Genomic DNA, 24,388 nt, shown 5'->3' with positions numbered 1-24,388 from the left:
CCGCGCGAATGCCCGCTATTCGGCAGACACTCTTCCGCGGCGCGAACGACTGGCCTGGCTGGCTTCGCGCGACAACCGCTCGAAATAGCGTTTCAGCCGCGGCGTCGCGAAGTCGACGAAGGCGCGCCTTCGGCACGTCGAAGCGGCCCTGCGGCGCCAAGAGATGCACCGGAAGCGGCGGATGCTCGTCGCTTGCGAGCAGGATCTGCAGCCGCCCGTCGCGGATTTCCTCGGCGATGTGATAGGAGAACAGCCGGGTGATGCCGTGCCCTTCGCTGGCCGAGGCGACCGCCGCGCGCACCGTGTTGACCACCAGCCGCGGCGTGAACTGCACCGCGCGCGCGACCTTCGACTTCGCGGCCGGCGGAAAACTCCAGGAGTCGAGCCCGAAATGCGTCATCGCGATGATCTGATGCTTCGCGAGATCGGCCGGCTCGCCGATCACCGGGTGCTGCGCGAGATAGCCCGGTGATGCCGCGACCACGCGGCGCACCTCGCCGAGCTTGATCGCGACGAAATTGGAATCGGCGAGATGGGCGATGCGCAGCGCGACGTCGATGCCCTCGTCGATCAGATTGACGGTGCGATCGAGCATCACCAGCCGGGCGACCACCGCGGGATGCTCGGTCATGAAGGCATCAAGCACCGGCCGCAGCACATCCTCGCCGACCACGACAGGCGCCGTGATCGTCAGCGTGCCGCGCGGCGCCGAGCGCTCGCCGCCGGCCGAGATGTCGGCCTCCTCGAGCTCAGAGAGGATGCGCCGGCACGCCGCCGCATAACGCTGCCCGGCATCGCTCAGCTTCAGCGATCGCGTGGTGCGATGAAGCAGCTCGGCACCGACATGATGCTCAAGGAACGCGATGGCACGGCTGACCGCCGCCGGCGAGCGCCGCAACTTCCGGCCGGCGCCCGCAAGGCTGCCCTCGTCGACCGCCGCGACGAAAACCTTCATGGCGTCGATGCGGTCCATAAGCTTTCCTCGGCTCGCGGCTGCCGCTACCCCTGCACATCATACTGCTTGCTGAGGTGATCGCCGATCTGCACCAGCATCGCAACGCATTCGGGATAGCCGGGCCTGGCCACCGTGGCCTCGTCGGCGCTGGCACGGAATTCCCAGCTGTCGCCGTCGCGCAGCACGGAGATGTCGATGCCATCAGGGCAATCGGCATGCACCTTCAGCTCGGCGCGCGCCATCGCGATGAGTTCGGCTTCGGTCTTGATCGGCTTGCTCATATGACGACGTCCTCCCGGCTGGCGACTTCCGCCATGGTTGCCGATTTGATGGGCGTCTGTCGAGGGGCGCTACTGTGACGCGCTGGCGCGGCGCTCGCCCTTGATCGCCGGCAGCGTGCTCACCGGCGCGACCTTCGCACTGTCTGGCACCGATCCGGTCGCGACCGGATCGGGCAGCGGCGCGCGGGCGGTGGCGTCGGGGAAGCGGACCTTCATCTCGCGGATGAAGCCGTCGAGCGTGTCGACGCTGGCGGCCATCCGCGCGATCTGGGCGAATTCCGCGCTCGAGGTCGCAACGGGTTTGCTGGCCGCGTCGAACGCCAGCCTGTCGGCATCGCCCGACATCAGCGGCGCGTATTTCTCGCGGAACCGGGATAGCCCGATGGCGTCCTCGGCGAGCGCGTAACCGACCACGGCGCGGATGATGTCGGCCTTCTCGCCCGGGTTGAGCGGGGTGAAGTCGCGCCAGCGATCGCCGTAGTAGAGCTCGATCTGCTCGGACGCCTCGCGCCAGTGCCGTGACGCCCAATAGATGTCCGAGCGCAGCCGGATCGCCTCGCGGCCGGTGATGTTCGAGATGATGTCGAGCGCGAGGTCGTGCCGGCCGACGTCGCTCTGCGCGCGCGCCTCGAGCAACAGCCGCTGCTGGCGCAATTCGCCGGAGAGATCCGCGATCCGGGTCGAGCGCAGCGCGCCGATGGCGCGGTCGGGCTTGCGGTTCATCAGATAGACCATTGCAAGGCGCGCGGCGACCTGGGCGCGCGCCGCGCCTTCGAGACGCTTGTCGACCTGGTATTGCAGGAGGTCGGCGGCCTGGTCGAGCAGATCGACACCCACGAGACGGTCGGCGAGACGGCGGATCATCTCGTCGCCGCGGCGGCCGATCGGCGTCAGCTCGCGGTATTCGTAGAAGGTGCCGAGCGCATCGATCGGCGCCATCTCGTCGCCCTTGGGGCCGAGATAGAGCTGCACGAACAAGGCCGACGCGGCATCCTGCGCCAGCCGCGATTCCGGCGCGTTCGGCTGCAGCCGGGTCGCGGCACGCGTCACCGCGAAGGCGTCGGCATAGCGCGCGGTCTCGGCGTAGATCTTCGACAACACGTAGAGCGTCTTCAGCTCGATGGAGTCGCCGCGCCACAGCATCGACAACAGCTCGAGCTCTTTCAGCACATCGTCGCGCCCGATCTCGCCGCGCTTCTGCTTGAGCAGCGTCTCGAGCAGCCTGCCCTCGGCAGCGGCCTGACGGTCGGCCGAATTGGCGGCGAAGCGGTAGGCGTCAAGCGCGTCCTTCTCCTGGCCGAGCGCTTCGGCGAGCCGGCCGCGCAGCACCGCAACCGCGGGCTTGAGCTCATCGGGAACGCCGACCACGTCGAGATCGCTCTTGCGCCGCGCCGCGCCGGCATAGTCTTTGACCTCGAGCGAGGCCTTCATCGAGTCCAGGGTGACGATGCGCTGCAGGTCGGCAGGCAGCGTCGCGACGGCGAATTCGGCGTTCTTGAACTTCTCGCGCGCCTCGGCCCATTTGCCTTCGCGGGCAAAGGCGAGCCCCTTCCACAATTGGGAATCGTAGCCATTGCCGATCACGGGATTGGCAAGGTCCTTCAGCCCCTGCGCCGGATGCCCGATCAGGATGCTGGCGACCGCGTGCACCATCACCACAGGCGCCGTCTCGCTGCCGCGCTTGCTCTCGGACAGGATCAGATTGGTGACGCCATGCGCTTCGTAGTACATGCCGCGCGCCATGTAGAAATCGGCGAGATCGAGCCGTGCCTGCGGCAGTTGCTCGGCATTGGCGGCGCCGGCCGCCACGATCAGAGCGTCGAGCTGCTTGAGGAAAGTCTCCGACCGGTTCTTGCGCCACTCGTCCGGATCGAACAGCGGCTTCACCGCCGCGGTCGCGCGCTCCGCGGCGACGTCGGCCGACGACAGCGTCAACCCGCCGGGCCGGCCCAGCATCACCTTGTCGGCGCCAACCTCCGCCTTGACGTCGTCGGCGTTGGGATGGACCACGACGCCGTGGATCGATTCCAGCAGCGAGAGCTCGACGAAATCCTGCCGCTTGATGATGCCGCGGGTCGGCGGCGGCGCGGTCACCACCCAGAGCGTATCGCCGGCGTCGGGATCAACCAGTTTATGGAGCTGGCCGGGATTGGCGAGCGGCACGCTGACATTGGCGAGCGCGGGCTCCGAGATGTTGCGCACCACGCTGAGCGGCAGCGGCGGCTTCTGCACCCGGTCGGCAAAGGTCAGCGTCCAGCTCACGCCGCGCGAGCGGTCGTCGCTCTCGAGCGACGGCATCTGCGGCCGGTTGAGGCGGAAGCGCACCGCCTGCCCCTTCTCCAGCGCAATCCGGCTGACGTCTGATATCAGCGAGCCGGCCTTGGCGCGGATCGGATCGACATCGATCGCCTCAGGCGTGTCAAACACCATCCACACCGTGTCGGCGCGGCGGAACAGCGCCGCCGGCGTCGCGCCGGGGAATGCAAAGGTCACCCGCAGCCCGTCGCTGTCGCGCTGGGCATCGACCGCGGGCTTGCCACCGGCACGGGCATCAGTGGGCGGCGATGGTGCCGCGGCCGGCTTCGGCGCTTCCGTTGCCGGCGCGGCCGCGACGGCAGGCGCGGGCTTTGGCGCATCGCTCACCGGCGCCATGTTCGGTTCAGCCGCGGAAGCGGCGCTGCCTTCGCGCGGGGCCGGCGCAGCAGCGTTCTCGACGCCAACAGCCGGAGCAGCTGCGATCTTCGGCAGCTCGGAATTGGGCAGCTCCGATCTCGGCTGTTCCGTTTTGGCGGGCGCGGCTGCCGGCTGTTCGGTCTTGGCTTGCTCGGGCTTGACCGGCTCGGCTTGCGGCGGTTCGGATTTGACCGGCTCCGCCTTGGACTGCTCAGGCTTGGGCTGCTCAGGCTTGATCTCGATCTTGGCCTCTCGCACGATGCTTTCCGACGTCACCGGCGCGATCGCCGCAGCGCCTTTGGCCTTGCCGCGCGGCGTGGGCAGCAGCGCGCTCAGCGCGGGCTTTGCCGCCGGCTGCTCGTTCTGCTGGAACGCGACATCGACGATGTAGTTCTTCTCGTCGCGAAACGAATGCACGTCGACATCGCCGATCAGAGTCACGTCGACCGCCGAGGTGTCGGTGTCGGCGCGCGCGCTGATCGACGCGACGTTCGGGGGTGCGGCGATCTTGGCATCGGCAAGGTCGAAGCTCAGCACCGAGTTGAAGGCCAGCGTCAGCTTCTGTTCGTTCAGCACCGAGGAGACGCTGACACCGTCGGGGACCTCGAACACGAAGCGGACGAAGGTGGGCTGCACCAGCGCGCGAACGCGCACCGGCGGCTTTTTCTTGGCGGCGTCGGCGGCTCGCTGCGCGCGCAGCAACCGCTCGGCGGCGCGGGCGCGCTCGGCAAGCTCGCGGATCACCTCCTGCGGCAGCGACGGCGGCGGCCCGGTCCAGCTGTCGGGCAGGAAGTCGATGAAGATGCGTTCGCCGGCGGTCATGGTGTTGATGGTGACGCGGCGCGCCAGCGACAGGCGGATCGCCGAACCGTCCGGATCGCGGCGCGCGGCGCCGACATAATCGGGCACCGCATCCGACAGTTTCTCGACCGGGATATCGACCGGACGCTTGAAGCGGATCACGATGATCGTGCCGGCGGCGGTGACCTCGGACTCGACATCCTCCTTCAGCTTCAGCACCAGCCGGGCAAAGCCGTTCGCGGCCGAGAATGCCGCCTCACCCGGCACCGGGTCTTCGGCGCGCGCAGCGGGGCGAATATGTGAGGATTGTGAGAGCGAGGCCGGTGGCGAACAGGCACAGACGCGCAGTCCGCGCCCAGGCGCGGCCTAGCGACCATGTTCCAGCGGCAGCCGTTCGCGCCATCTCGAAACGTTTTCTCGGGACCCCAGCCATACCAGCGCGAAGCGCCCTCGCCCACGCGTCCCGATCTTGGATCGGGCGGCGTTAAGGAGCTGTTAACGTCAACGGATTGTTTCGGAGGGGGGTCAGCAAGGACCGAGCAAGTCTATAGGCGATTTCCGAGCTGGCTCCGCCCTGCGGTGCTCTGCCCCTAATGAGGCCGCGAGGTATTTCAGACCATTCTCGAATGCGTTTGCGGTATGGTTAAAGAATGCTTGCCATCACATTGGCCCGGCTTACGGAAACTGGCGACTTGAGATGCCGCTCAAGACAGCAAGGTTCGGCATCAAGGATCACCTGAAGAGACTCGAGCAAGCCGCACCGGCGCTGGACGATGCCGATCCATCTTTCGTCGCAAGAGCCATCGCCGACCTCACCGAGGCCCCGCCTGGCTCGCGGGCGCAAGCCTGCCGGAAGCAAGCCCTGCGCTATCGCGCCCCCTCAATTCGTCTTCGGTGCGAGGATCTTGCCTTCGATCTTGGGGAGATCGTCTGTTGAGGCCGACTTGTCGCCGCCGGCGCGGCGGGCGAGCTCGACGGTGAGCCGCTCGGCGGCCTCCGGCTGCATCAGGCCCAGAATGTCGGACATCTTGCGCGGCTGGATTTGCGAGGCGATCTGGTAGAGCACGTTCATTTCCAGGCGATCGAACACCTTGGCGGCGTCCTTCGGCTTCATGTTCTCATACATGGTGACGATGCCCTTGAAGCGGGCGGCCTCGGCTTCCGCCTTTGCCGCCGCATCGGCGTTCGACTTGGCGTCATTGGCCTTGGCCTCCTCGACCTTGGCCTCGATGCGCTTCTCGGCGGCCTTCAACAGGCCTTCGCGGATATCGACCTCGCGCGCGCGCGTCTCGAGCTCCTGACGGCGCGCCTGCAACCGTTCCAGGATCGCGCGCTCCGACGCCGACACCGGCGCGGGCGCATCCAGATTGACCACCACGCCGTCGGGCTTGGACGGCTCCGCGGCCGGGGCGGCCGGTTTCGGCGCCTCGTCCTTCTTCTCTTCCTTGCCGTGCACCGATCCCGTGATGTCGCCGGGATCGCCTTTGATCTTGCTGTCAGCCACCGCCTTGCCGGCGCCGGGGAAATTGAAGTTCTGCTGCGCCCAAGAGGGGCCAGCCGGCCGCGCCTCGTCAGCGAACACGTAACCGCCATCGAGCACGAGGCCCGCGACCTTCAGCACCATCAGGCCGAAGATCGCGACCAGCACCACTGGCATCACTCTGATGTCACGAAGCAACTTCATGCAGCGAGGCCGCCGGCCCTCCTGCGCTCGGTGAAGGCTTCAGCCGCCGCGGCAACCGCGCGGGCGGCGGAAACCCTGGGCGCCGGCGCCGCCGGTGCAACGGCGTGAGCCGGGACATGCGCGGGCTCGGGCGGCCGCGCGGCCTGCGCGATCTTGGACAGGCGGCGCACCACGCCATCGCCTTCGGCCAGCTGGGTCTTCAGCAGCGCCGACATCTGCGTCGCTGCATCGAGCCGGTTGCCGAGGTTCTCGTTGACGTCGCGCACCGCGTGCTTCAGCCCGCCGATCGCCCGCTCGGCGATCTCGGTCGCGGTGATCAATTCCGCGATCGTCGCCTTCAGCGAATGCTCGTCCGCCTTCAGCCGCTGCAGGCGCTTGTTGAGCAGCCAGCAATAGCCGATGGTCAGCATCAGCAGCACGGCCACCAGACTCTCGATCGCTAGGAGCCCGTCCAGATATGTTTTCGTGACGGGCATTTGTTGTAGAGTAGCAGGCTCAGGCTGCGTTTGCGAGGTTGAACAGCTTGAGGAGGTTATGGACGGTGCAGATCATTGTCCACTCGGCGCGCACTTTCTCGATGCCCCGCAACAGGAACTGGCGGAAGCCTCTTGCCTGTTTGATCTGCCCGAACACCGGCTCCACCACTTGCTTTCGCAATCGGTAGGGTGTTTCGAAGCCGCCATCGTCGATCTTCTTTCGCATGGCCTGTGTCAGCGGGCCGCCGACTTTTCCGTTCGCTACTGTCGGGTGCTTGGCGCGTCCGGGCGCGACATAGCCATCGATGCTGCGTGTGTCGAGCGCTTCGAGATTGGCTTCGCTGCAGTAGCCGGAATCCGCTGAGGCCTGCCGCGGCTTGCGGCCAAGATTGCTCTCGATGGCCTCGATCAGGGGCACCAACTGGCCCTGATCGCTGCCGTGCTGGGTCAGTTCTTGCGCGACAATGATCTGGGCATGTGCATCGACGGCCGCCTGGGGATTATAGGCCTGAACGAAGCCATCCTTCGACTTCATGATGCGGCTTTCCGGATCGGTGAAGTTGCGTTGCGCCTTGGGATTGGGTTCCTCCGATGGCAGCGCCGCCGGTTTGCCCGGCTTCTTGCGGCCTTCGGCCTGGCGCTGCTGTTCCTTTTCGGCCTCGATGCGGCGCTCTTCCTCCGCCGCCAGTTTGGCGTCCGCTTCCAGCGCCGCCATCGCTTGCTGGATCTTCGCCAGCCGTTTCTGCTTGTCGACGGTCCAGTCCGGCAGTTCGTCGCTGTTGCCGAAAGTCTCATCCTCCGAGGCATCCGCCGCCTCGGCGGCCGCCAGCATGCGAGCGACCTCGGCCTTCAATTCCGCCTCGCGCTTCTTCATGCGCTCATAACTCATCGCCTTGTGTTTCGACGCGTTCGCCTTGATCTTCGTACCATCCAGCGCGACATGACCGAGCTTGACCAGCCCGGCCGTCTCGCACAACTTCAGAACCTGCACGAATAGCGCGCCGAGCGCCTTCAAATGTCGCTTGCGAAAGTCGCTGATCGTCCGAAAATCCGGCGCATCCAGCGCCACGATCATCACAAAATCGTTCCGCTCCCGGCAGGCCTTGGCAATCCGACGCGACGAATACAGCCCACTCGCATAGCTATGCAGCAGCAGCGCCACCATCATCCGCGGATCAAACGGCGGCTGCCCAAGCCCGCTCACATAGCTGCCCATGATCTCCCTGAGATCGAGGCTCTCCCGCACCAGATCAACCATAAACCGCGAGACATGGCCTTTCGGCACGAAGTCCTGCACATTCGGCGGCAGAAGCAGCGTCTGATCGATGTTCCAAGGCCGAAAATACTTGCTCATCGCCCAATGTTGAATCAGACCCGACCAGATTTGAACAGCGACTATCCAGACAAGCTCCTAGGAAAAAACTGCCGGCAAACATGGTCAACAAGACCTTTCTGCCGCCCCGCGCACGACCCGGTCAAACATCTAAGATATTCAAATACCTGAATATTTCGAGTTGGCACGGCTTTCGCTGAGAGGACGTCGTAACGAACGGGTTTGGGAGAACCCAATGGTTACCGACGGTCCGGCGTGAAGGTTTGGGAGAACCTCTGCATCGGATCACCTCACAGGGGAGAACCACCGATGCAGAATACGCTTCTGGTCGGACTATCGAAGCAGATGGTGCTGGAACGGCAGATGGATGTCGTCTCCAACAACATCGCCAACATGAACACCAACGGCTACAAGGCCGACCGGTCGCTGTTCCAGGAATATCTGTCCTCGAACGCGCATGAGGACAATTTCGCGTCCTCCGACCGCCGCGTCTCCTTCGTGCAGGACCGCGCGACCTTCCACGACTTCTCGCAGGGGCCGACCGAAGAGACCAAGAACCCGCTCGACGTCGCGATCGACGGCAACGCCTTCCTGGTGGTGCAGACCCCGGCCGGCGAGCGCTACACCCGCGAAGGCAATCTGCAGATCAACGGCCGCGGCCAGCTCGTCACCGCCTCGGGCTACCAGGTGCTCGGCAACGCCGGCCCGATCACGTTCCAGCAGACCGACCACGACGTCAACATCGGCGCCGACGGCAATATCACCGTGCAGGAGGGCACGTCCCGCCTCGACTCGGTGCGCGGCAAGCTGCGCCTGGTCTCGTTCGCGCAGGCCCAGCGCCTGCTCAAGGAAGGCTCCAACCTCTACGCGCCCGGCGAGGGCACGCAGCCGCTGCCCGACACCAAGGCGCAGCTCCGCCAGGGCTTCATCGAGAAGTCGAACGTCAATTCCGTCGTCGAGATGAGCCGCATGATCGAGATCACGCGGACCTACACCCAAATCGCCTCGCTGCTGCAACAGCAGAGCGACCTGCACAAGTCGGCGATCGAGAAGCTCGCCGACGTGCCGAACTGATCCGGGGGATTGACCGATGCGCGCACTTTATACAGCTGCGACCGGAATGGCGGCACAGGAACTCAGCGTTCAGGTGATCTCCAACAACATCGCGAACCTGCGCACCACCGGCTACAAGAAGCAGCGCGCCGCGTTCCAGGACCTGATCTACGACCATGTGCGCCGGGTCGGCGCGCAGGCCTCCGATCAGAACACCATCATGCCGATGGGCATCGACCTGGGCGGCGGCGTCAAGACCGTCGGCACGCCGCGGATGATGACCCAGGGCACGCTGTCGCCGACCGGCAACGATCTCGACATCGCGATCCGCGGCGAAGGCTTCTTCAAGATCCTGATGCCGGACGGCACCTTCACCTACACCCGCGACGGTTCGTTCCAGATGGACAACCAGGGCCGCATCGTCAACACGCAGGGCAATTTGTTGCAGCCGACCATCACGATCCCGCAGAACGCCTCCGGCCTCACCATCAATGCGCAGGGCCAGGTCTCGGTAACGCTGCCGGGCCAGACTGCATCGACCAATGTCGGCCAGATCGGCCTGACCCGCTTCATCAACAAGGCCGGACTGATGCCGATCGGCGACAATCTGTTCCAGGAAACGCCGGCCTCCGGCCAGCCGCAGGACGGCATCGCCAACACCGACGGCTATGGCGACATGCAGCAGAGCAACCTCGAGCAGGCCAATGTCGAGGTGGTCTCGGAAATCTCCGACCTGATCGCAGCCCAGCGCGCCTATGAGATGAACTCGAAGGTGGTCTCCGCGGCCGACCAGATGATGCAGTCGACCTCCAACCTGTTCCGCTGAGGATGATGTTGATGATCGCCCGCTCACTCCTGATCGCAGCCGCGCTCCTCGCCGTCACCGTGGCACCAGCCGCCGCGCAAAGCCGCAGCGAGACCATCGCGGTGCCGACGCTGCGCGCCAGCATCAGGGTCGCGGACGACATCGTGCGGGTCGGCGACCTCATCGACAATGCCGGCAGCATCGCGATCTACCGCGCCCCTGACCTCGGCACCACAGGCACGCTGCCGGTCGCCCAGGTGCTGAACGTGCTGCGCAGCCACCAGGTGATCGGCGTCGACACCGGCGAGCTGAAGGAGATCACGGTCACGCGGCTGGCGCGCACCATCGACAACAAGGAAATCGAGCAGCAGGTGTCGCGCGCGCTCGAGGGCCGCCACGGCCTCGGCCGGGCCGGCAATATCGCGCTGACCTTCGACCGCGATCCCGGCGACATTCGCCTCGAGGCGACCAACACGGGCGCGATGCAGCCGATCGGCGTGCGCTACGACGCGCGCTCGACGCGTTTCGACGTGACCTTCGAGATCAGCAACGACGCCGGGACGGCGCCGTACAAGCTGCGCCTCACCGGCACCGCGATCGAGACCATCGACGCCGCCGTGCTGGTGCGCAATGTCGAGCGCGGCGAGCTGCTGAAGGCCTCCGACGTGCTGATCGAGCGCCGTCCGAAGGCCGAAATCGGCAACGACGCGGCGGTGCGCGACAGCACCATCGGCATGCAGGTCCGCCGCCAGCTCCGCGCCGGCCAGGCCCTGCGCGTCGCCGACCTGGTGAAGCCCGATCTGGTCACCCGCGACCAGAACGTCACGCTGATCTACCGCACCTCCGGTCTCTACCTCACGATCCGCGGCAAGGCGATCGACGGCGGCGCCGAGGGCGACGTCGTCAACGTGATGAACCTGCAGTCCAAGCGCGCCGTCTCCGGCGTCGTCACCGGCCGCGGCGAGGTCTCGATCTCGGTCGCAACCCCGCGCGCCGCGCCGGCCGCCGACGCCACCTCGTCAGATTCCGCTCCCGTCAAGCTGAGTTCAGTCGCACCAAACGCCGAGTAAGTTCATGTCCCAGTACCGTATCAACCGCCTCGTCCTGGCCGGTGCGCTGTTCGCACTCGGAGCGATCGCCAGCGGTTGCTCGTCGATCGACCGTCTCTCCCAGATCGGTGAAAAGCCGAAGCTGACGGAGATCGAGAACCCGACGACGCAGCCCGGCTACAAGCCGGTGCAGATGCCGATGCCGAAGCCCGAGGTCGCTTCCTACAGCCCCAACTCGCTGTGGCGCAGCGGCTCGCGCGCCTTCTTCAAAGACCAGCGCGCCGCGCGGGTCGGCGACATCCTGACCGTCATGGTGAACATCACCGACAAGGCCGCAATCGCCAACGAAACCCAGCGCAGCCGCACCAATTCCGAAGACTCCGGGGTCACCAACTTCCTGGGCTCGCAGACCATCACGCAGCCGAACAAGATTCTGCCGGGCCGCATCCTGACCGCCGACTCGACGGCCTCGAGCGACGGCAAGGGCTCGGTCAACCGCCAGGAAGCATTGCAGACCAACGTCCCCGCTGTCGTCACCCAGCTGCTGCCGAACGGCAACCTTGTGGTCGAAGGCAAGCAGGAGATCCGCGTCAACTACGAAATCCGCGAGCTGATCGTGGCCGGCATCGTGCGCCCGGAGGACATCCAGAGCGACAACACCATCGACTCCTCGAAGATCGCCCAGGCCCGCATCGCCTATGGCGGCCGCGGCCAGATCACCGATGTGCAGCAGCCGCGTTACGGTCAGCAGGTCCTCGACGTGCTGCTGCCCTTCTAACGGCATGATCCCAACCCGAAGGGCCGCGTGAGCGCAAAGTGGAAACCGGTTTTCGGAAAAGGATCATGCCTAGTACCTACTGTTCTTAAAGCGTGAGTCGTGATTCAAGGTCGGGATGATACCCGAAGCAAGAGAAGTCCACCTTTCGAGGAAAGATCGCAAGGTGCTTGAGGCGTGTTGCCGCTCCCCGGTGACGTTGCAGCGCGATTTGAAGCGGGCGCGGATAGTTCTGTTGGCGGCGGATGGACGCAGCACTCGGTCGATCGCCAAGGAAGTTGGGGTCCAGCCGCGGATTGTCAGCCTTTGGCGGCATCGCTATGCCGACCAAGGCCTTGAAGGGCTGCAAGACAAGCCGCGACCGGGCAAGCAGCCAATCTATACGAAGGCCACCGACAAGCGGATTCTGAAGCTGCTGGACAAGCCGCCGCCGGACGGGTTCGCACGCTGGACCGGGCCCCTGCTGGCCGGGGCGCTGGGCGATGTTGACGTCCAATATGTCTGGCGGTTCCTGCGCAGCCACAAGATTGACCTCGCGGCTCGTAAGTCCTGGTGTGAGAGCAACGACCCGAACTTTACGGCCAAAGCCGCCGATGTTGTCGGCCTCTATGTCGCCCCGCCCGCGAAGGCCATTGTGCTGTGCGTGGACGAGAAGCCCTCGATCCAGGCTTTGGAGCGAGCGCAGGGTTATCTGAAGTTGCCCAATGGCCGCGCCTTGACCGGCCAGAGCCACGATTACAAGCGGCATGGCACCACAACATTGTTTGCGGCGCTCGAAGTCGCCACCGGAAAGATCATCGCGGCGCATTCAAAACGCCGACGCCGCGTCGAGTTTCTCGACTTCATGAACAGCGTCACCGCGGCTTTTCCGAACCGGAAGCTTCACGTCATCCTCGACAACCTCAACACCCACAAGAAGAACGAGCATTGGCTCAAGGCCCACCCCAACGTGCAATTTCATTTCACGCCGACAAGTGCGTCTTGGCTCAATCAGGTCGAGGTATGGTTTTCGATCTTGCAGGGGCAGTCGCTCAGCGGCACCTCCTTCACAAGCCTCACGCAGCTTCAGGAGCACATCGATGCCTACGTCAACGCATACAACGACAGAGCCGAGCCCTTCGTCTGGACCAAGAAAAAGGTCCGTCAACGCCGTTTCAAAGGCCGCCGTATCACTCAGCTCTGATTCTGGGTACTAGGTAAGATTTTCACGAGCTCCCACATCTCGTCGCGAACCTAGGCGCGGCGCGGTGTACCAACACGGCCCTCGCTAGCTCCCCTGGCGAGGGCCGTGGCATTTTGTGACCGGTAGCGTGCGCTCGCGCGATCGGCGTGCACCAGTCGGATACCGCTTTCCGAAAGTCACGCGATCGCTTTCTCGGTTCGTTAACCGTCGCAGCAGCGCGCAGTGGAAGTCCGATCGATTGCAACGTAGCTAGGCGACAACGCAGGGTTTTCTATTTGTATGACAGTCATGCAAAGAGACGGTCGGTATGCGGCGTGGTTCCGGACGCCGCGCGGCGAAGGCACCGGAATAGTCCAGCTCGCAAATGGCAGGATCTCGGGTGGCGACGCCATGTTCACCTATGGCGGTAGCTATCAGCTTGAGGATGACCGCTTCACCGCGATCCTGACGACGCACAGATATGCCGACGGCCCGTTCACCACGGTGTTCGGCTGCGACGAGGTCGAGGCGCAGCTGACCGGCTCGTTCAACGGCAACCGGGCGGTGTGCTCGGGCACCGCCAAGCAGGCCCCCGGTGTGCTGTTCGAAGCCACGCTGTTTCTACAGCAGCACGAGCCGGAGCCCACCCCCGGCCCAAAAGCCACGACAACACGCGCGGATGTCGCGAGACTGCCAAAACTCCCCGACCGCCGCACGACCGTCGTAACCAGGCGTTTCAGCTGACCCGTCCGCAATGGCGATGGCGTCCCCGCCCTATCAGGCGTAGCATTGCGCATGCGCGAAGCGCAGCACGATCGATGCAGCCGGAAGGAGGACCGCATGTATGCCGCCATCCGTCACGCCAAGGCGAAGACTGGCAGCGCCGAAGAACTCGCGCGCCGGATCAAGGAAGGCGCTATTCCGATCATCAGCGACGTCGAAGGCTTCATGGCCTATTACGTGGTCTATGCCGGCGACGACACGGTCACCGCGATCAGCGTGTTCAACAATTACGCCGGCGCCGAGGAGGCCAACCGCCGCGCGCTGGCCTGGATCGATGACAATCTCGGTCCATTGCTGATCGGGCCGGCCACCGCTGTAGCGGGTCCAGTGATCGTGCACACCAAGGCGTAAGTGCCACGCCAGGCAGACTTCGCCCGGCAGAAGCTGCCCGCCGCGCGCCGTACGCGCATGGGAGCGCCGCGATCTCCTTGAAATCACTGGCGCGCCGGATGGCACGCCAATTGCTCCGCGGTTGCAGCATTGCAAACGGGGACCGCGCGCACAGATGACGTCGATCTCAGCCTTCGGATCGGTCGCGGCCGGCATGACGACCGGCACGTTGAAGAAACCGCTGACCGCCGACGCCACCGGATCGACGCAAGCCGCAAGCGGCAGTTCGCTCGACGACAGCGTCGAGCAGAAATTTCTCAAATACGCGCAGATGAGTCCGATGGACCGCATGCGCGCCAACATCCTCAAGAGCATGGGCATGTCGGAGGAGGACCTCAAGAACATGACGCCGGATCAGCGCGCAGCGGTCGAGCAGAAGATCAAGGAGCTGATCGAGCAGTCGTTCCAGAAGAACGCCGGCAAGGCCGGCCAGGCCATCGACATCTCGGCGTAGAATGCTCGGTACCCGCTGCCCAGAGTTGTGCCGCGAGAACGACGGCTATGGCGGGGCGTCGGGCCGGTCGCTCAGCACAACGAACGCCTTGCCGTTAAAGTCGTACCGCGCGACCTCGCGCATACCGAGCCGCAGATGCGCCTTGAGCGAGCGCGGATTGTCGTCCCTGATGAAGAGGATCGCCTCACGGCCGGGAAAATTTGCCTGCAGCCTCGCGTACAACCCCTCCAGGACTCCAAGGCCGCGCGCGTCCTGCGAGATGCATACGGGACCATACACATAGGCATCTGGACGCCCCGGCCAGGCCCGCAGCATGGCCTGCACCGGCGGAGCCTCGTCAAATCCCTTCTCCGACGTCAGGAGCGCGCCGAGCAGTCTGCCCGCTTCGTCGGTCGCGATGACGATCGATTGCCCGCTTGCAATGCGCGTCTCGATCACATCGCGCGGCCATTGCCCGAGCAGCATGCCACCCCGGTCACCGCTATTGGCCATCAGCAACGCGGAGACGGCTTCCGCGTCCGACGATGTGGCGAGCCTGGTCCTGATCATCTCAGCTCGATCGAGTCAGCGGGCAACGCACGATCACAACTCACGCCTTTTTCTTCGCGGCCGCGCGGGCACCCGCCGCCGCTTTCGCAGCTTTCTTGGCCGGCTTCTTCGATTTGGCCTGATTGAGTTCGATCGCGGCGCGGATCAGGGCCCTAAATGCGCGGTCGTTGATCTTGTCGCCCTCGAACAGGTCGATCGCGCGCCGCACATTGCCCTCGAAGCCGGTGTTGAACAGCTTGTCGGGGTCCGGCAGCTGCGCGCCGTACATGAAGGTCAGCTTCACCTTGCCCTTGTGCGCGTTGCCGACCGCGATGATTCCGTCACGCGACCACACCGGGCTGCCCATCCACTTCCACTCCTCGATGATGCCGGGGTCGGCGGCGAGGATGCTCTTGCGCAGGCTGGCCAGCGTCTTGCCGCGCCAGTCGGTGAGATCCTCGATCATCCGGTCGATACGTTCCGATGCCGTCATGTCCGCCTCGTGTTCCTCACCTGCGTCATGCAATCATATTTGAGATGCCCGGGCATCACACTTGTGATGCCGAGGTCGGTCCCCGCCGCGGTGCCAGATAGGGCAGCGCGAACAGATACAGGCCGCTGAGCAGCATGAAGATCAGCGGAAACAGCGCAAGCAGACCGATCCACACGGCTTGCTGCTGCTGCACCAGTGGCGATGATGTTGATGATGACGGCGACCGTGAAGGCAATCGAAAGCCAGCGGTGAAGTTGCCTGATCCAGTTCTTCCAGTTCAATGTGACCTCCTGTGGGGTGGTGTATGTGATTAGACCGTCATCGCGAGGAGCGTAGCGACGAAGCGATCCATCCATCCGCATACGCTGCTGATGGATTGCTTCGCGGAGCCTGTCATCGGGCGCGCCTTCGCGCGACCCGTTGGCTCGCAATGACGGAGACGGTTAGCCTTCCCGGACCATCAGCTGATCGAGATTCTCCAGGAACTGCTTCCATCCGGCATGGGCGCCGCCATAGGCCTGCTTCTGATGCGGCTGGAAGCCGGACTGCTCGACGCGCAGATGGGTGCCCTTCGCCGTCGGCGTCAGCGTGAAGACCACCACGCTCTCGAGATTGTAGGCGGCATCTTCATGCGCGAAATTCCAGGTGTAGGACAGCGTCTTGTGCGGCTCGACGGCGAGCACCTTGCAGTCCAGCACGCCGCCCCATTCGCCGCGCAGATTAAAGCTGTGCCCGACCTCGGGCTTGAAGTCGTTCTTCATCAGCCACTCCTCGATCAAATGCGGTTGGGTCAGCGCGCGCCAGAGCTTTTCCGGCGCATGGGGAAATTCGCGCTCGACGATCGCGGTGCGCGTTTCAGCGGTGGTCTTGTTCATTGGTCCATCCTTTTGAGAAGATCTTCGAGGTGGTCGAACCGGTTCTGCCAGAAGCCTGCCATCTGGCTGGTCCAGTCGATCAGCGGCGCCAGTGCGCCGAGTTGCGCGCTGTAATGCGTCTGCCTGCCTTCATGGCGATCGCGCACCAGCCCGGCGTGTTTCAACACGCCGATATGTTTCGACACCGCCGGCTGCGAGATTTTCCCGCGGGCCGTCAGCGCGCCGACGGTCTGCTCGCCCTCGCGGCACAGGCGCTCGAAGATCGCCCGGCGGGTCGGGTCCGCGAGGGTTCGAAACAGCATGTCGTGGGCGTCAGGCATTTTGCGATCCATAACCTAATGGCTATGGATTAACTCATAACCGGTCAGTTATGGATATATCAACGGGAAGCTTGCGAGGTGCGATTGCGATGAAACCCGTCTCGTTAAGGCTTTTGCGGCTCCATTCCGAGCAATGATCGCTCCAGCCTTTCATAGCCCGCGGGTTATTCGCCGAAGCCGATTTGTCCGCTGGAGCAAGTCGGCCAGATCCGTCAAGCCTGCCGAATGCGGCCGCGCCAATTCGGCTCGGCCAACAACAGACCGTCCCGCAAATGCAAGGCCCAAGAGACTTTCGGACTACTCTTTTGGCAGCACCGTACGCAGATAGGCGACGATGGCATCGAGATCGGCAGCTGACACGGTGGCGTAGTAGTGGAAACCCATCGGCGGATTGAGCTTGCTGCCATCCTTGCTGACGCCCTGAGTGATGGCGCGTTTGATCTCGTCGTCGGTCCAGCCGCCAATGCCGTTCGTCTTGCTGGAGCTGATGTTCCTCGAAACCGATACACCCCAAGGTCCCGGAAACTTGCCGCCACCAGCGCCCAGCCTGGTTGCAAATTCTCGCCCTTGCGGCCCCATCGGCGTGTGGCACTCCATGCAGTGCGCGATCGTGGTGAGGTAGAACCCTTGCTGCACCTTGTCGCCCAGCATCGCCTCGGTGTACGCGCTATCACCGCCCGGGGGGACGGGATGTCGTTGCACCATCCTGTAGATCGGGTCCGGCACCGCATTCTTGATCGGCTTGATCGTGCGCAGATAAGCGATCACCGCATCGAGATCGCGCCCGGTCATAATCTCGTAGAAGCCGCTTGGCATGATCATGGCGACCGGTGCGCCGTTGCGCTTGATGCCCTTGCGCAGGAGTTGCCTGAGCTCGGCGTCGGTGTAATTGCCGATGCCGGTTTCCTTGTCCTGCGTGATGTTCGAGGCGGTGACCTTGAAAGGTGGCTCGTCCCATGACGCGCCGCCGGAAAATGCCTTATCCGTGATCTCGCCCGATGGCCCCTTCGGCGTATGGCAGTTGCCACAGGTCAGGATGCCATTGACCAGATAATCACCCCGCGCGACCAGGTCCGATGCCGCGCTCACCGGGCTGATCAATATCGCACCGATAACGAGTGCTAACGATCCGCTGCGGATCATGACGATGCCTCCAATCAATTAAATATGTTGATCGAGCACTGATCGATTTCTGGATTCAAAATGTACGTCAGCGAAATGTGCGCGCCGCTGTCGACACTGCGAAAGCCGGCGCAAAAACTACGTATCTGGTGCGCTCGAAAATGCCGTGCGCGAATCGATGGTACGATCGCCAGCCTTCTTTTGGCAGGACCAATTGCCCGAGGGCCAACTGCACGAAGCTATCAGATTTCACTGCGGTGAGAAGACGGGTTTTCGAATCAGAACGATGCGATGCGTTTCGATCCAGAAACACTTCCATCGTCACTCCGGGCTCGCCAACGGGTCCGCGCAGAGCGCGGCCCGATGACAGGCTCCGCGAGAACCCGGAATCCATCGGGCCGCACATCTCGCGGATGAATGGTTTCCGGACTAAGCTCGAGCCTGTCATCAAGCGTGCATCGCGCGAACCGCTGAAACTGTCCCGGAATGATGAGGGGATAGCGGCTGGCCCCTGCTACTGAGTTGCCCGACGGCGCAAGCCCCCGCAGCAAAAGTATTTCGGTTTATCGGAACGATAATTTGATGTATGGTTCGCCCGTCTCACCCGATCGAGGGGCGCTTCGCGGTCGTCACGAACGCGGTGTGGGATGCGGTGGACGCCGAGCGTGGCACTGACGAGGACGCGCAAGGCGGACGGTGAAGTGGTGTGGTCCTGACGCCCTAGCGGCCGGTGTCCCCTTGTGAGACGCAATTGCGTCTTGCGAAGGCGGTGACAAACAAGCCCAGTCTCGCCGGGGAGAGCACGTATAAGCCGTAACCCATCGCGCAGGGAAAGCCGGATTGCTCCGGTTACACCTGTGGTCCTACCCCCGAGCTTTCATCCTTTGCTCGGGGCCCATGGGTGCGATCGGCACCCGGCTTTCCCTGCGCCCTCTGTTCGAAGAGGGCGGAACGAAGAGCAAAGCTCGGGCAAATCATGTCGCGAGAACGCGAAGTTGCGTCCCCACCCACACTGTCATCGCCCGGCTTGACCGGGCGATCCAGTACGCCGCCCCCTCGGCTCAAGCACTAGCGTCTCTGGAATACTGGATCGCCCGGTCAAGCCGGGCGATGACAGCGAACAAGCTGTTTGACAGGTTGAATCGAGAACCATCCTCATCGTCGTCCTGGCTCCCGTGCGCAATTGCGCACTAGGCCAGGACGACAACGGTGTATGTCGCGCGACATGAGAGCCCGTTGCGATGGCGCTGCGCATGATTTACAACCATTGCACGGATGCAGTCCTTGTTCACGGAGATCCCTGATGTGCCAACTCTGCGACGTCACTCTTCCCACCCAGACCTCACGGCGCCGCTTCCTCGCTGCCGCGGCGTGCACCGCAGCCAGCCTCGCCCTTGCGCCGCAGGTCTCCGCCAAGGAGACGAAACCGCCGCCGAAACCGCAGAACGTGCTGTCGCCGGACGCGGCGCTGGACCGGCTGGTGAAGGGCAATCTCCGTTATGTCGAGGGTGTCTCGCGGCGGCATGATTTCAAGCACGAGCGCGAGGCGCTGGCCGGCGGACAGAATCCGTTCGCCGGCGTCCTGAGCTGCGCCGACTCCCGCATCGCGCCGGAGTACGCCTTCGACACCGGCCGCGGCGATCTGTTCGTCTGCCGCGTCGCCGGCAATTTCGCCAGCGATGAGATGATAGCAAGCCTCGAATATGCGGCGGCGGTGCTCAACGTGCCGCTGTTCATGGTGCTCGGCCATGACGCCTGCGGGGCAGTCGACGCCACCATCAAGTCGCTGAAGGACAACACCACCCTGCCCGGCCATCTGCCTTCGCTGGTCAACGCGCTCGCGCCGGCCATAAAGGCGACCGAAGGCAAGCCCGGCGACCGGCTCGCCAACGCCATCACGCAGAACGTCATCGACAATGTCGCGAAGCTCAAATCGGCGACGCCGATCCTCAGCGCCGCGGTCGATCAGGGCAAGCTCAGGATCGTCGGCGCGGTCTATCGGCTGGCCGACGGCAAGGTCGAGCTGGTCACGGACGCGAAACGACCGGCGACGTGAACCTCGGCGTGGACTCCGGCCACTGAAACCATGCGAGCGGCATGGAGAGGTCGGATGTGGCACGGGCAGCGAAGGATTGGGCAGCGAAGGATCGGGTGCGGAAGGATTGCTTTGGTGCTGCTGCTGGCGGCCTCGTTCACCAGGCGCGCCGGCGCCGAACCCTGCAACACCGCGCCGAAGCGGATCGAGATGGCCGCATCGCTCCGCCATGCCGCGGAGGACCGGCCGGTCAACATCACCTTCGCAACCAGGGCCGATGGCGTGAAACTGCCCGCCGCCGTGATCGAGCAATACCCCGAGGAGATCACGATCATCCTGCAACACGAGTTCGATCGCCTGGTGGTGAAGGATGACGGCTTCGAGGTCGGGGTCTGGTTCAAGCGCAAATATGCCCGGCTGACCGTGCCGTTCGAGGCGGTCAGGGCCGTGTGGGACGGTTCGGTTCAGACATGTGCGAGCGGTCACCCCTAGGGAATGGCGACCATTCGACATGGCGAGCATGGCAAGTCAGGTGAACGTCGCTTCCACCTTGCCGAGCCCCTCGAGCTCCATCACGACCGCATCGCCGGCCTTCAGCCATATTGTCTTGACCAGGCTGCCGGTCAGCACGATCTGCCCGGCATGCAGGCCGCGGCCTTCGGCGGCGAGATGATTGGCGAGCCAGGCGAGCGCATTGTGGGGATGGCCGAGCACGTCGGCGCCGGTGCCGCGCCCCTCCTCCTTGCCGTTGACGAGCGCGCGTCCGGTGACCTTGCGCAGATCGGGCACGGTGATGCGCGGCACCGCCTCGCCGAGCACGCAGCCGGCCGCGAAGAAGTCGTCGGCGATCAGCGTCGGCGCGCCGAGCGTCTCCCATTTGACGTAGCGGTCGTCGACGATCTCAATCGCCGGATAATAGGCCTCGATCGCCTCCGCGACCCATTCGGCGGTGAACGGCGCTTCGCCGGGAGCGAGACTGCGCGCGAGCCGCACCGCGATCTCGCACTCGACGCCGACATGGACGAAATCGGCCGCCGGCAGCTGCACGCCGCTGTCATGCACGACCTTCTCGAACACGCCGCCGCCGCAGGGGTGCGGGATGTTGATATATTCCTGCATCACCGCGCTGGTGCAGCCGATCTTGTAGCCGACGAGGCTGCCGACCTGTTCCAGCAGCAGATCGTGCAGCGCGTACTGGACGGCATAGCCTTCGGCCTCGTCGCGCGGCACGACGTCCTTGGCGAGCGCCTTGAGTGGCGCGCGATTGCGGCGCGCGCTGGCGATCGCTTTTGCGGCCGCGAGGACCCGATCCATCTGCGCAGCCTCCCTGATGTTCTCCGCGGCGCCGTGGCGCCCCTGTCTGCTGACAGCAATTCAGCACTCGCCGACGCATCTGGCAAGCACGCTGGACGGCAGCTCCCGTCAGGCCTTGACCAAGCCGAGCCTGATCAGGCTCTCGGCGGTCGCCACAATCATCTCCTCATTGCCGCGCGGGCGCCAGCCGAGCATGTTCTGCGCCTTGGCGCTGGTCGAGCGGCGCACCTTGCCCAGCAGCGGCAGGGTGGCGCGGGCCAACGGGTTGCGCCGTGCGGCGAGCCGGATCAGCCAATCCGGCGCCTGGAACCGCGGCACACGCCGCGCCTTGCTGCCGAGTTTTTCACGCAGCAGGCGGGCAACCTGCAGCACCGACAGGGTCTCGCCGGCGACCGCCAGGAAGCGCTCGCCGCTGGCCTTGGGCGAGGTCATGGCGCGCAGATGCAGGTCGGCGACATCGCGCACGTCGACGAGCCCGAAATGGATCCGCGGCACCGCCGGCATCGCGCCGTCGAGCAGCGCCTTGATGATGCCGATCGACTCGGAGAAGTCGGCGCCCAGCGCCGGGCCGAACACCGCGGTGGGATTGATCACGGCAAGCTCGAGGCCATTGCCTTCGCGCGAGATGAAATCCCAGGCCGCGCGCTCGGCCAGCGTCTTCGATTTGGGATAGGCCTGCACATCGCCGCCATCGAGATTGGACCAGACGGTCTCGTCGAACGGCGCCGCTTGCGGCGGATGGCCATAGCCGATCGCGGCGAACGACGATGTGATGACGACACGCTTGACGCCAGCCTCGCGCGCCGCGCGCAACACCCGCAACGTTCCTTCACGCGCCGGAACGATCAGCTCGTTCTCGTCCTCAGGCACGTGGGCGCCGAGCGGCGATGCGACATGGAGCACGTAATCGCAACCCCTGACCGCCTCGCGCCAGCCGTCGTCGCGCAAGAGATCTGCGGTGACGAAACCGACCTGGTCGGGCGTATCAGCACCGCCCTCGCGCAGCATCGCGATGACGTCCTTGCTGCGATCCGGATTGCGGAGCGTGGTGCGCACCGCGTGCCCGGCGGCAAGCAGCTGCAGAATCGTATGCGCGCCGATGAAGCCCGTTCCGCCCGTGACCAAAACCGTGCTCATGCCCTCGCCTCTCCATGGTTCAGCGGGTCCGGACGTCGCGCCGCCCACCCTGCACAGACCGCATCTGGTCACTATCTCTGTTCGGGCAAGTAGAATGAAAATCGAGACCGGTATGGAAAACAATACCAGCGATCTGTGTGACGGCAGTGACTGCGAGAGTTGCCCGACCGACCCCGCGTTGCTGCTCGAGTTCAAGCACGCGATCCACGCGCTCAGCGGCAAGTGGAAGCTCGAGATCCTGTTCACGCTGATGAATGGCGGCGTGCGGTTCGGCGCGCTCCGCCGCGCGCTCGCGCCGATCACCCAGCATATGCTGACCGCGCAGCTGCGCGAGCTCGAGCGCGACGGGCTGATCGCGCGCAAGGTGCTCACCGAGAAGCCGCTGCAGGTCGCCTACCAGCTGACGGATTCGGCCTGGAGCCTGACGCCGGCCTTCCGCGAATTGCTGGCGTGGTCGAAGATCTTCGGCCCCGACGAAGCGCCGTAGCAGGCGAGACGCAGCTTGGAGTTGGAATTGGCTGAGTGAGGACCGATTGCATCGGCACCGGGACTCGGCCCCCTCTCCCGCTTGCGGGCAGGGGAATCGCATATGGGGTTTCGCTGGCTATTGCATTGTAAGGCAACACCGATTCTGAAGACGACTCCCGGATTAAGGAGGGGGTCGGATGAAGAAGTTCAAGACGGCCTTTCGGCGGTTGCCGGACCCGCGCGCGGACAATGCCAGGCACGATCTGTTGGAAGTGCTGTTCATCGCACTGGCGGCGATGCTGTGCGGGGCGGAGTCGTGCTCGGACATGGCGGACTTCGGGCAGTCGAAGGAGGAGCTGTTGCGGCTCTTTCTTCGCCTGGAGCATGGCATCCCAAGCCACGATACATTCAGTCGGGTGTTCCGCCTGCTCAAACCGCAGGCCTTTGAGTGCGCATTTCGTCGCTTCATGGCGGCCTTTGCCAAGGCCAACCGCATCAAGCTGACTGGGGTCGTGGCGGTTGACGGCAAGGCCCTGCGCGGGGCCTACGAACGCGGCGGCAAGGCCACCCCGCTGCACATGGTCAACGTCTTTGCGGTGGATGCCCGCATGGCCTTGGCTCAGCAAAAGGCATCTGGTCGCAACGAGACGGCGGGCGCTCTGGAGGTACTGGACCTTCTGTCGCTGGAAGGCTGCATCGTTACCGCCGATGCGCTGCATTGTACCCGCGCCTTTGCGGCTACGGTGCGCGAGCGCGGCGGCGACTATGTTCTGGCGATCAAGGCCAACCGCGGGCGCTTGTTCACCGCGGTGACCCAACAATTTGCGCGATCGGGCAAGCGCAGCACAGCCGAGCAGATCGACCCTTCCACCCACGATCGACGCGAAGTGCGACGTGCCACAGTCATGCGCAATACCAGTTTGGCGGACCTCTATGGCTTCCCAGGGGCCGCCGCGATAGGGCGCATCACCTCGCGCAGACGCCTGCGGAAGCAGCGCGCCGATGCGCCTGTCGTGCGTCACTATCTCCTGTCCAAATACATCGCTCCCAAGCGGCTGCTCCACGTCACTCGCAGCCATTGGGGCATCGAGAACCAACTCCATTGGGTGCTCGACGTCCATTTTGCCGAGGATAGCAACCGCTCACGCTGCGACCATGCGCCCGAGAACCTTGCCATTCTGCGCAGGCTCGCCCTCAACATCCTGCGAACTCACCCGGATCCAGCCTCCCTGCGGCGCAAAATTAAGCGCGCCGGCTGGGACAATGCCTTCCTCATGGCAGCCCTCAGCCATATGCGATAGCCCTGCGCTTGCGGGGGAGGGTTGGGGCGGGGGTATCACCACGAGTCGTATTGCGGAGAGAGCCCCCACCCGGATCGCATCTAACGATGCGATCCGACCTCCCCCGCAAGCGGGAGAGGTG

Annotated in this window: 23 protein-coding genes and 3 pseudogenes; 12 read left to right on the top strand and 14 right to left on the bottom strand. The window is 64.5% G+C overall.

Annotation, left to right across the window (positions count from 1 at the left end; genetic code table 11):
- Positions 1–15: 15 nt before the first annotated feature.
- The 6 genes and pseudogenes from HAP54_RS28410 to HAP54_RS28385 all read right to left on the bottom strand — a co-directional run bounded on the left by HAP54_RS28410 (position 16) and on the right by HAP54_RS28385 (position 8,224).
- Positions 16–973, bottom strand: a pseudogene (locus HAP54_RS28410) (LysR family transcriptional regulator).
- Positions 974–999: 26 nt separating this feature from the next.
- Positions 1,000–1,236, bottom strand: coding sequence for a hypothetical protein (locus tag HAP54_RS28405; protein WP_166306047.1), 237 nt, complete (start codon positions 1,234–1,236; stop codon positions 1,000–1,002).
- Between the two features lie 69 nt (positions 1,237–1,305).
- Positions 1,306–5,113: pseudogene (locus HAP54_RS28400) on the bottom strand (tetratricopeptide repeat protein).
- A 477-nt stretch (positions 5,114–5,590) separates the two neighbouring features.
- Positions 5,591–6,394: a MotE family protein gene (locus HAP54_RS28395; RefSeq protein WP_166306044.1), complete on the bottom strand. Its 804-nt coding sequence runs from the start codon at positions 6,392–6,394 to the stop codon at positions 5,591–5,593.
- A complete protein-coding gene (locus HAP54_RS28390) occupies positions 6,391–6,870 on the bottom strand; it encodes a DUF6468 domain-containing protein (RefSeq protein WP_166306041.1) in 480 nt (159 codons plus the stop codon). The genes HAP54_RS28395 and HAP54_RS28390 overlap by 4 nt, the downstream gene beginning before the upstream one ends.
- Positions 6,871–6,889: 19 nt before the next feature.
- Positions 6,890–8,224, bottom strand: coding sequence for an IS1182 family transposase (locus tag HAP54_RS28385; protein WP_166294098.1), 1,335 nt, complete (start codon positions 8,222–8,224; stop codon positions 6,890–6,892).
- A 288-nt stretch (positions 8,225–8,512) separates the two neighbouring features.
- On the opposite strand from HAP54_RS28385, the gene flgF reads away from it, so the two are divergent.
- The 8 genes from flgF (at position 8,513) to HAP54_RS28345 (ending at position 14,674) form a co-directional block, all read left to right on the top strand.
- Entirely contained in the window at positions 8,513–9,277 is a 765-nt protein-coding gene (flgF, locus tag HAP54_RS28380) for a flagellar basal-body rod protein FlgF (protein ID WP_029085396.1), read from the top strand.
- Positions 9,278–9,293: 16 nt separating this feature from the next.
- Positions 9,294–10,082 (top strand): flagellar basal-body rod protein FlgG, encoded by a 789-nt coding sequence (gene flgG, locus HAP54_RS28375; protein WP_166306038.1) that lies wholly within the window; start codon positions 9,294–9,296, stop codon positions 10,080–10,082.
- A gap of 2 nt (positions 10,083–10,084) precedes the next feature.
- Positions 10,085–11,131, top strand: coding sequence for a flagellar basal body P-ring formation chaperone FlgA (flgA, locus tag HAP54_RS28370; RefSeq protein WP_175619496.1), 1,047 nt, complete (start codon positions 10,085–10,087; stop codon positions 11,129–11,131).
- A 4-nt stretch (positions 11,132–11,135) separates the two neighbouring features.
- Entirely contained in the window at positions 11,136–11,888 is a 753-nt protein-coding gene (flgH, locus tag HAP54_RS28365; RefSeq protein ID WP_166306032.1) for a flagellar basal body L-ring protein FlgH, read from the top strand.
- Positions 11,889–12,003: 115 nt separating this feature from the next.
- Positions 12,004–13,068, top strand: a complete 1,065-nt coding sequence (locus HAP54_RS28360) for an IS630 family transposase (RefSeq protein ID WP_166204319.1) — start codon at positions 12,004–12,006, stop codon at positions 13,066–13,068.
- A gap of 288 nt (positions 13,069–13,356) precedes the next feature.
- Positions 13,357–13,791: a hypothetical protein gene (locus HAP54_RS28355; protein WP_224741760.1), complete on the top strand. Its 435-nt coding sequence runs from the start codon at positions 13,357–13,359 to the stop codon at positions 13,789–13,791.
- Positions 13,792–13,887: 96 nt separating this feature from the next.
- Entirely contained in the window at positions 13,888–14,181 is a 294-nt protein-coding gene (locus HAP54_RS28350) for an antibiotic biosynthesis monooxygenase (RefSeq protein ID WP_166306027.1), read from the top strand.
- 154 nt (positions 14,182–14,335) lie between these two features.
- On the top strand, positions 14,336–14,674 hold the full coding sequence (locus HAP54_RS28345; protein WP_166306024.1) for a hypothetical protein: 339 nt from the start codon (positions 14,336–14,338) through the stop codon (positions 14,672–14,674).
- A 45-nt stretch (positions 14,675–14,719) separates the two neighbouring features.
- Here HAP54_RS28345 and HAP54_RS28340 read toward each other — a convergent pair whose 3' ends face one another.
- The 6 genes and pseudogenes from HAP54_RS28340 to HAP54_RS28315 form a co-directional block, all read right to left on the bottom strand.
- Positions 14,720–15,223: a GNAT family N-acetyltransferase gene (locus HAP54_RS28340; protein ID WP_166306021.1), complete on the bottom strand. Its 504-nt coding sequence runs from the start codon at positions 15,221–15,223 to the stop codon at positions 14,720–14,722.
- Positions 15,224–15,263: 40 nt separating this feature from the next.
- Positions 15,264–15,695, bottom strand: a complete 432-nt coding sequence (locus HAP54_RS28335; RefSeq protein WP_166306018.1) for a DUF1801 domain-containing protein — start codon at positions 15,693–15,695, stop codon at positions 15,264–15,266.
- A 55-nt stretch (positions 15,696–15,750) separates the two neighbouring features.
- Positions 15,751–15,976, bottom strand: a pseudogene (locus HAP54_RS28330) (hypothetical protein).
- Positions 15,977–16,138: 162 nt separating this feature from the next.
- A complete protein-coding gene (locus HAP54_RS28325; RefSeq protein WP_166306015.1) occupies positions 16,139–16,570 on the bottom strand; it encodes an SRPBCC family protein in 432 nt (143 codons plus the stop codon).
- Complete coding sequence (locus tag HAP54_RS28320) at positions 16,567–16,890, bottom strand: ArsR/SmtB family transcription factor (protein WP_166306012.1); 324 nt, start codon at positions 16,888–16,890, stop codon at positions 16,567–16,569. The genes HAP54_RS28325 and HAP54_RS28320 overlap by 4 nt, the downstream gene beginning before the upstream one ends.
- A 297-nt stretch (positions 16,891–17,187) precedes the next feature.
- On the bottom strand, positions 17,188–18,033 hold the full coding sequence (locus tag HAP54_RS28315; protein WP_166306009.1) for a c-type cytochrome: 846 nt from the start codon (positions 18,031–18,033) through the stop codon (positions 17,188–17,190).
- A gap of 1,282 nt (positions 18,034–19,315) precedes the next feature.
- On the opposite strand from HAP54_RS28315, the gene HAP54_RS28310 reads away from it, so the two are divergent.
- Together HAP54_RS28310 and HAP54_RS28305 are read left to right on the top strand one after the other, a co-directional pair.
- Positions 19,316–20,068: a carbonic anhydrase gene (locus tag HAP54_RS28310; RefSeq protein ID WP_166306006.1), complete on the top strand. Its 753-nt coding sequence runs from the start codon at positions 19,316–19,318 to the stop codon at positions 20,066–20,068.
- Between the two features lie 114 nt (positions 20,069–20,182).
- Positions 20,183–20,539, top strand: a complete 357-nt coding sequence (locus HAP54_RS28305) for a ClpXP protease specificity-enhancing factor SspB (RefSeq protein WP_224742037.1) — start codon at positions 20,183–20,185, stop codon at positions 20,537–20,539.
- 36 nt (positions 20,540–20,575) lie between these two features.
- Here HAP54_RS28305 and HAP54_RS28300 read toward each other — a convergent pair whose 3' ends face one another.
- A complete protein-coding gene (locus HAP54_RS28300) occupies positions 20,576–21,361 on the bottom strand; it encodes a 2-keto-4-pentenoate hydratase (RefSeq protein WP_166306000.1) in 786 nt (261 codons plus the stop codon).
- 108 nt (positions 21,362–21,469) lie between these two features.
- Positions 21,470–22,498, bottom strand: a complete 1,029-nt coding sequence (locus HAP54_RS28295) for an SDR family oxidoreductase (protein ID WP_166305997.1) — start codon at positions 22,496–22,498, stop codon at positions 21,470–21,472.
- A gap of 112 nt (positions 22,499–22,610) precedes the next feature.
- On the opposite strand from HAP54_RS28295, the gene HAP54_RS28290 reads away from it, so the two are divergent.
- Together HAP54_RS28290 and HAP54_RS28285 are read left to right on the top strand one after the other, a co-directional pair.
- Positions 22,611–22,985, top strand: coding sequence for a winged helix-turn-helix transcriptional regulator (locus tag HAP54_RS28290; RefSeq protein ID WP_166305994.1), 375 nt, complete (start codon positions 22,611–22,613; stop codon positions 22,983–22,985).
- A 178-nt stretch (positions 22,986–23,163) separates the two neighbouring features.
- Positions 23,164–24,267 (top strand): ISAs1 family transposase, encoded by a 1,104-nt coding sequence (locus HAP54_RS28285; protein WP_166297973.1) that lies wholly within the window; start codon positions 23,164–23,166, stop codon positions 24,265–24,267.
- Positions 24,268–24,388 lie beyond the last annotated feature (121 nt).

It is taken from the genome of Bradyrhizobium sp. 2S1 (assembly GCF_011516625.5).
GTDB classification, from domain to species: Bacteria; Pseudomonadota; Alphaproteobacteria; order Rhizobiales; family Xanthobacteraceae; genus Bradyrhizobium; species Bradyrhizobium septentrionale.
This window is presented reverse-complemented; position numbering and strand designations above follow the sequence as displayed.

What these genes read in the sequence shown, in the direction of transcription:
- HAP54_RS28315 (WP_166306009.1), bottom strand. Translation starts at nt 18,033, where the DNA reads ATGATCCGCAGCGGATCGTTAGCACTCGTTATCGGTGCGATATTGATC.
- HAP54_RS28385 (WP_166294098.1), bottom strand. Translation starts at nt 8,224, where the DNA reads ATGAGCAAGTATTTTCGGCCTTGGAACATCGATCAGACGCTGCTTCTG.
- HAP54_RS28325 (WP_166306015.1), bottom strand. Translation starts at nt 16,570, where the DNA reads ATGAACAAGACCACCGCTGAAACGCGCACCGCGATCGTCGAGCGCGAA.
- HAP54_RS28390 (WP_166306041.1), bottom strand. Translation starts at nt 6,870, where the DNA reads ATGCCCGTCACGAAAACATATCTGGACGGGCTCCTAGCGATCGAGAGT.
- flgH (WP_166306032.1), top strand. Translation starts at nt 11,136, where the DNA reads ATGTCCCAGTACCGTATCAACCGCCTCGTCCTGGCCGGTGCGCTGTTC.
- HAP54_RS28290 (WP_166305994.1), top strand. Translation starts at nt 22,611, where the DNA reads ATGGAAAACAATACCAGCGATCTGTGTGACGGCAGTGACTGCGAGAGT.
- HAP54_RS28320 (WP_166306012.1), bottom strand. Translation starts at nt 16,890, where the DNA reads ATGCCTGACGCCCACGACATGCTGTTTCGAACCCTCGCGGACCCGACC.
- HAP54_RS28340 (WP_166306021.1), bottom strand. Translation starts at nt 15,223, where the DNA reads ATGATCAGGACCAGGCTCGCCACATCGTCGGACGCGGAAGCCGTCTCC.
- HAP54_RS28355 (WP_224741760.1), top strand. Translation starts at nt 13,357, where the DNA reads ATGCAAAGAGACGGTCGGTATGCGGCGTGGTTCCGGACGCCGCGCGGC.
- flgA (WP_175619496.1), top strand. Translation starts at nt 10,085, where the DNA reads ATGATGTTGATGATCGCCCGCTCACTCCTGATCGCAGCCGCGCTCCTC.
- flgF (WP_029085396.1), top strand. Translation starts at nt 8,513, where the DNA reads ATGCAGAATACGCTTCTGGTCGGACTATCGAAGCAGATGGTGCTGGAA.
- HAP54_RS28395 (WP_166306044.1), bottom strand. Translation starts at nt 6,394, where the DNA reads ATGAAGTTGCTTCGTGACATCAGAGTGATGCCAGTGGTGCTGGTCGCG.
- HAP54_RS28335 (WP_166306018.1), bottom strand. Translation starts at nt 15,695, where the DNA reads ATGACGGCATCGGAACGTATCGACCGGATGATCGAGGATCTCACCGAC.
- HAP54_RS28350 (WP_166306027.1), top strand. Translation starts at nt 13,888, where the DNA reads ATGTATGCCGCCATCCGTCACGCCAAGGCGAAGACTGGCAGCGCCGAA.
- HAP54_RS28405 (WP_166306047.1), bottom strand. Translation starts at nt 1,236, where the DNA reads ATGAGCAAGCCGATCAAGACCGAAGCCGAACTCATCGCGATGGCGCGC.
- HAP54_RS28295 (WP_166305997.1), bottom strand. Translation starts at nt 22,498, where the DNA reads ATGAGCACGGTTTTGGTCACGGGCGGAACGGGCTTCATCGGCGCGCAT.
- HAP54_RS28345 (WP_166306024.1), top strand. Translation starts at nt 14,336, where the DNA reads ATGACGTCGATCTCAGCCTTCGGATCGGTCGCGGCCGGCATGACGACC.
- HAP54_RS28310 (WP_166306006.1), top strand. Translation starts at nt 19,316, where the DNA reads ATGTGCCAACTCTGCGACGTCACTCTTCCCACCCAGACCTCACGGCGC.
- HAP54_RS28360 (WP_166204319.1), top strand. Translation starts at nt 12,004, where the DNA reads ATGATACCCGAAGCAAGAGAAGTCCACCTTTCGAGGAAAGATCGCAAG.
- HAP54_RS28285 (WP_166297973.1), top strand. Translation starts at nt 23,164, where the DNA reads ATGAAGAAGTTCAAGACGGCCTTTCGGCGGTTGCCGGACCCGCGCGCG.
- flgG (WP_166306038.1), top strand. Translation starts at nt 9,294, where the DNA reads ATGCGCGCACTTTATACAGCTGCGACCGGAATGGCGGCACAGGAACTC.
- HAP54_RS28300 (WP_166306000.1), bottom strand. Translation starts at nt 21,361, where the DNA reads ATGGATCGGGTCCTCGCGGCCGCAAAAGCGATCGCCAGCGCGCGCCGC.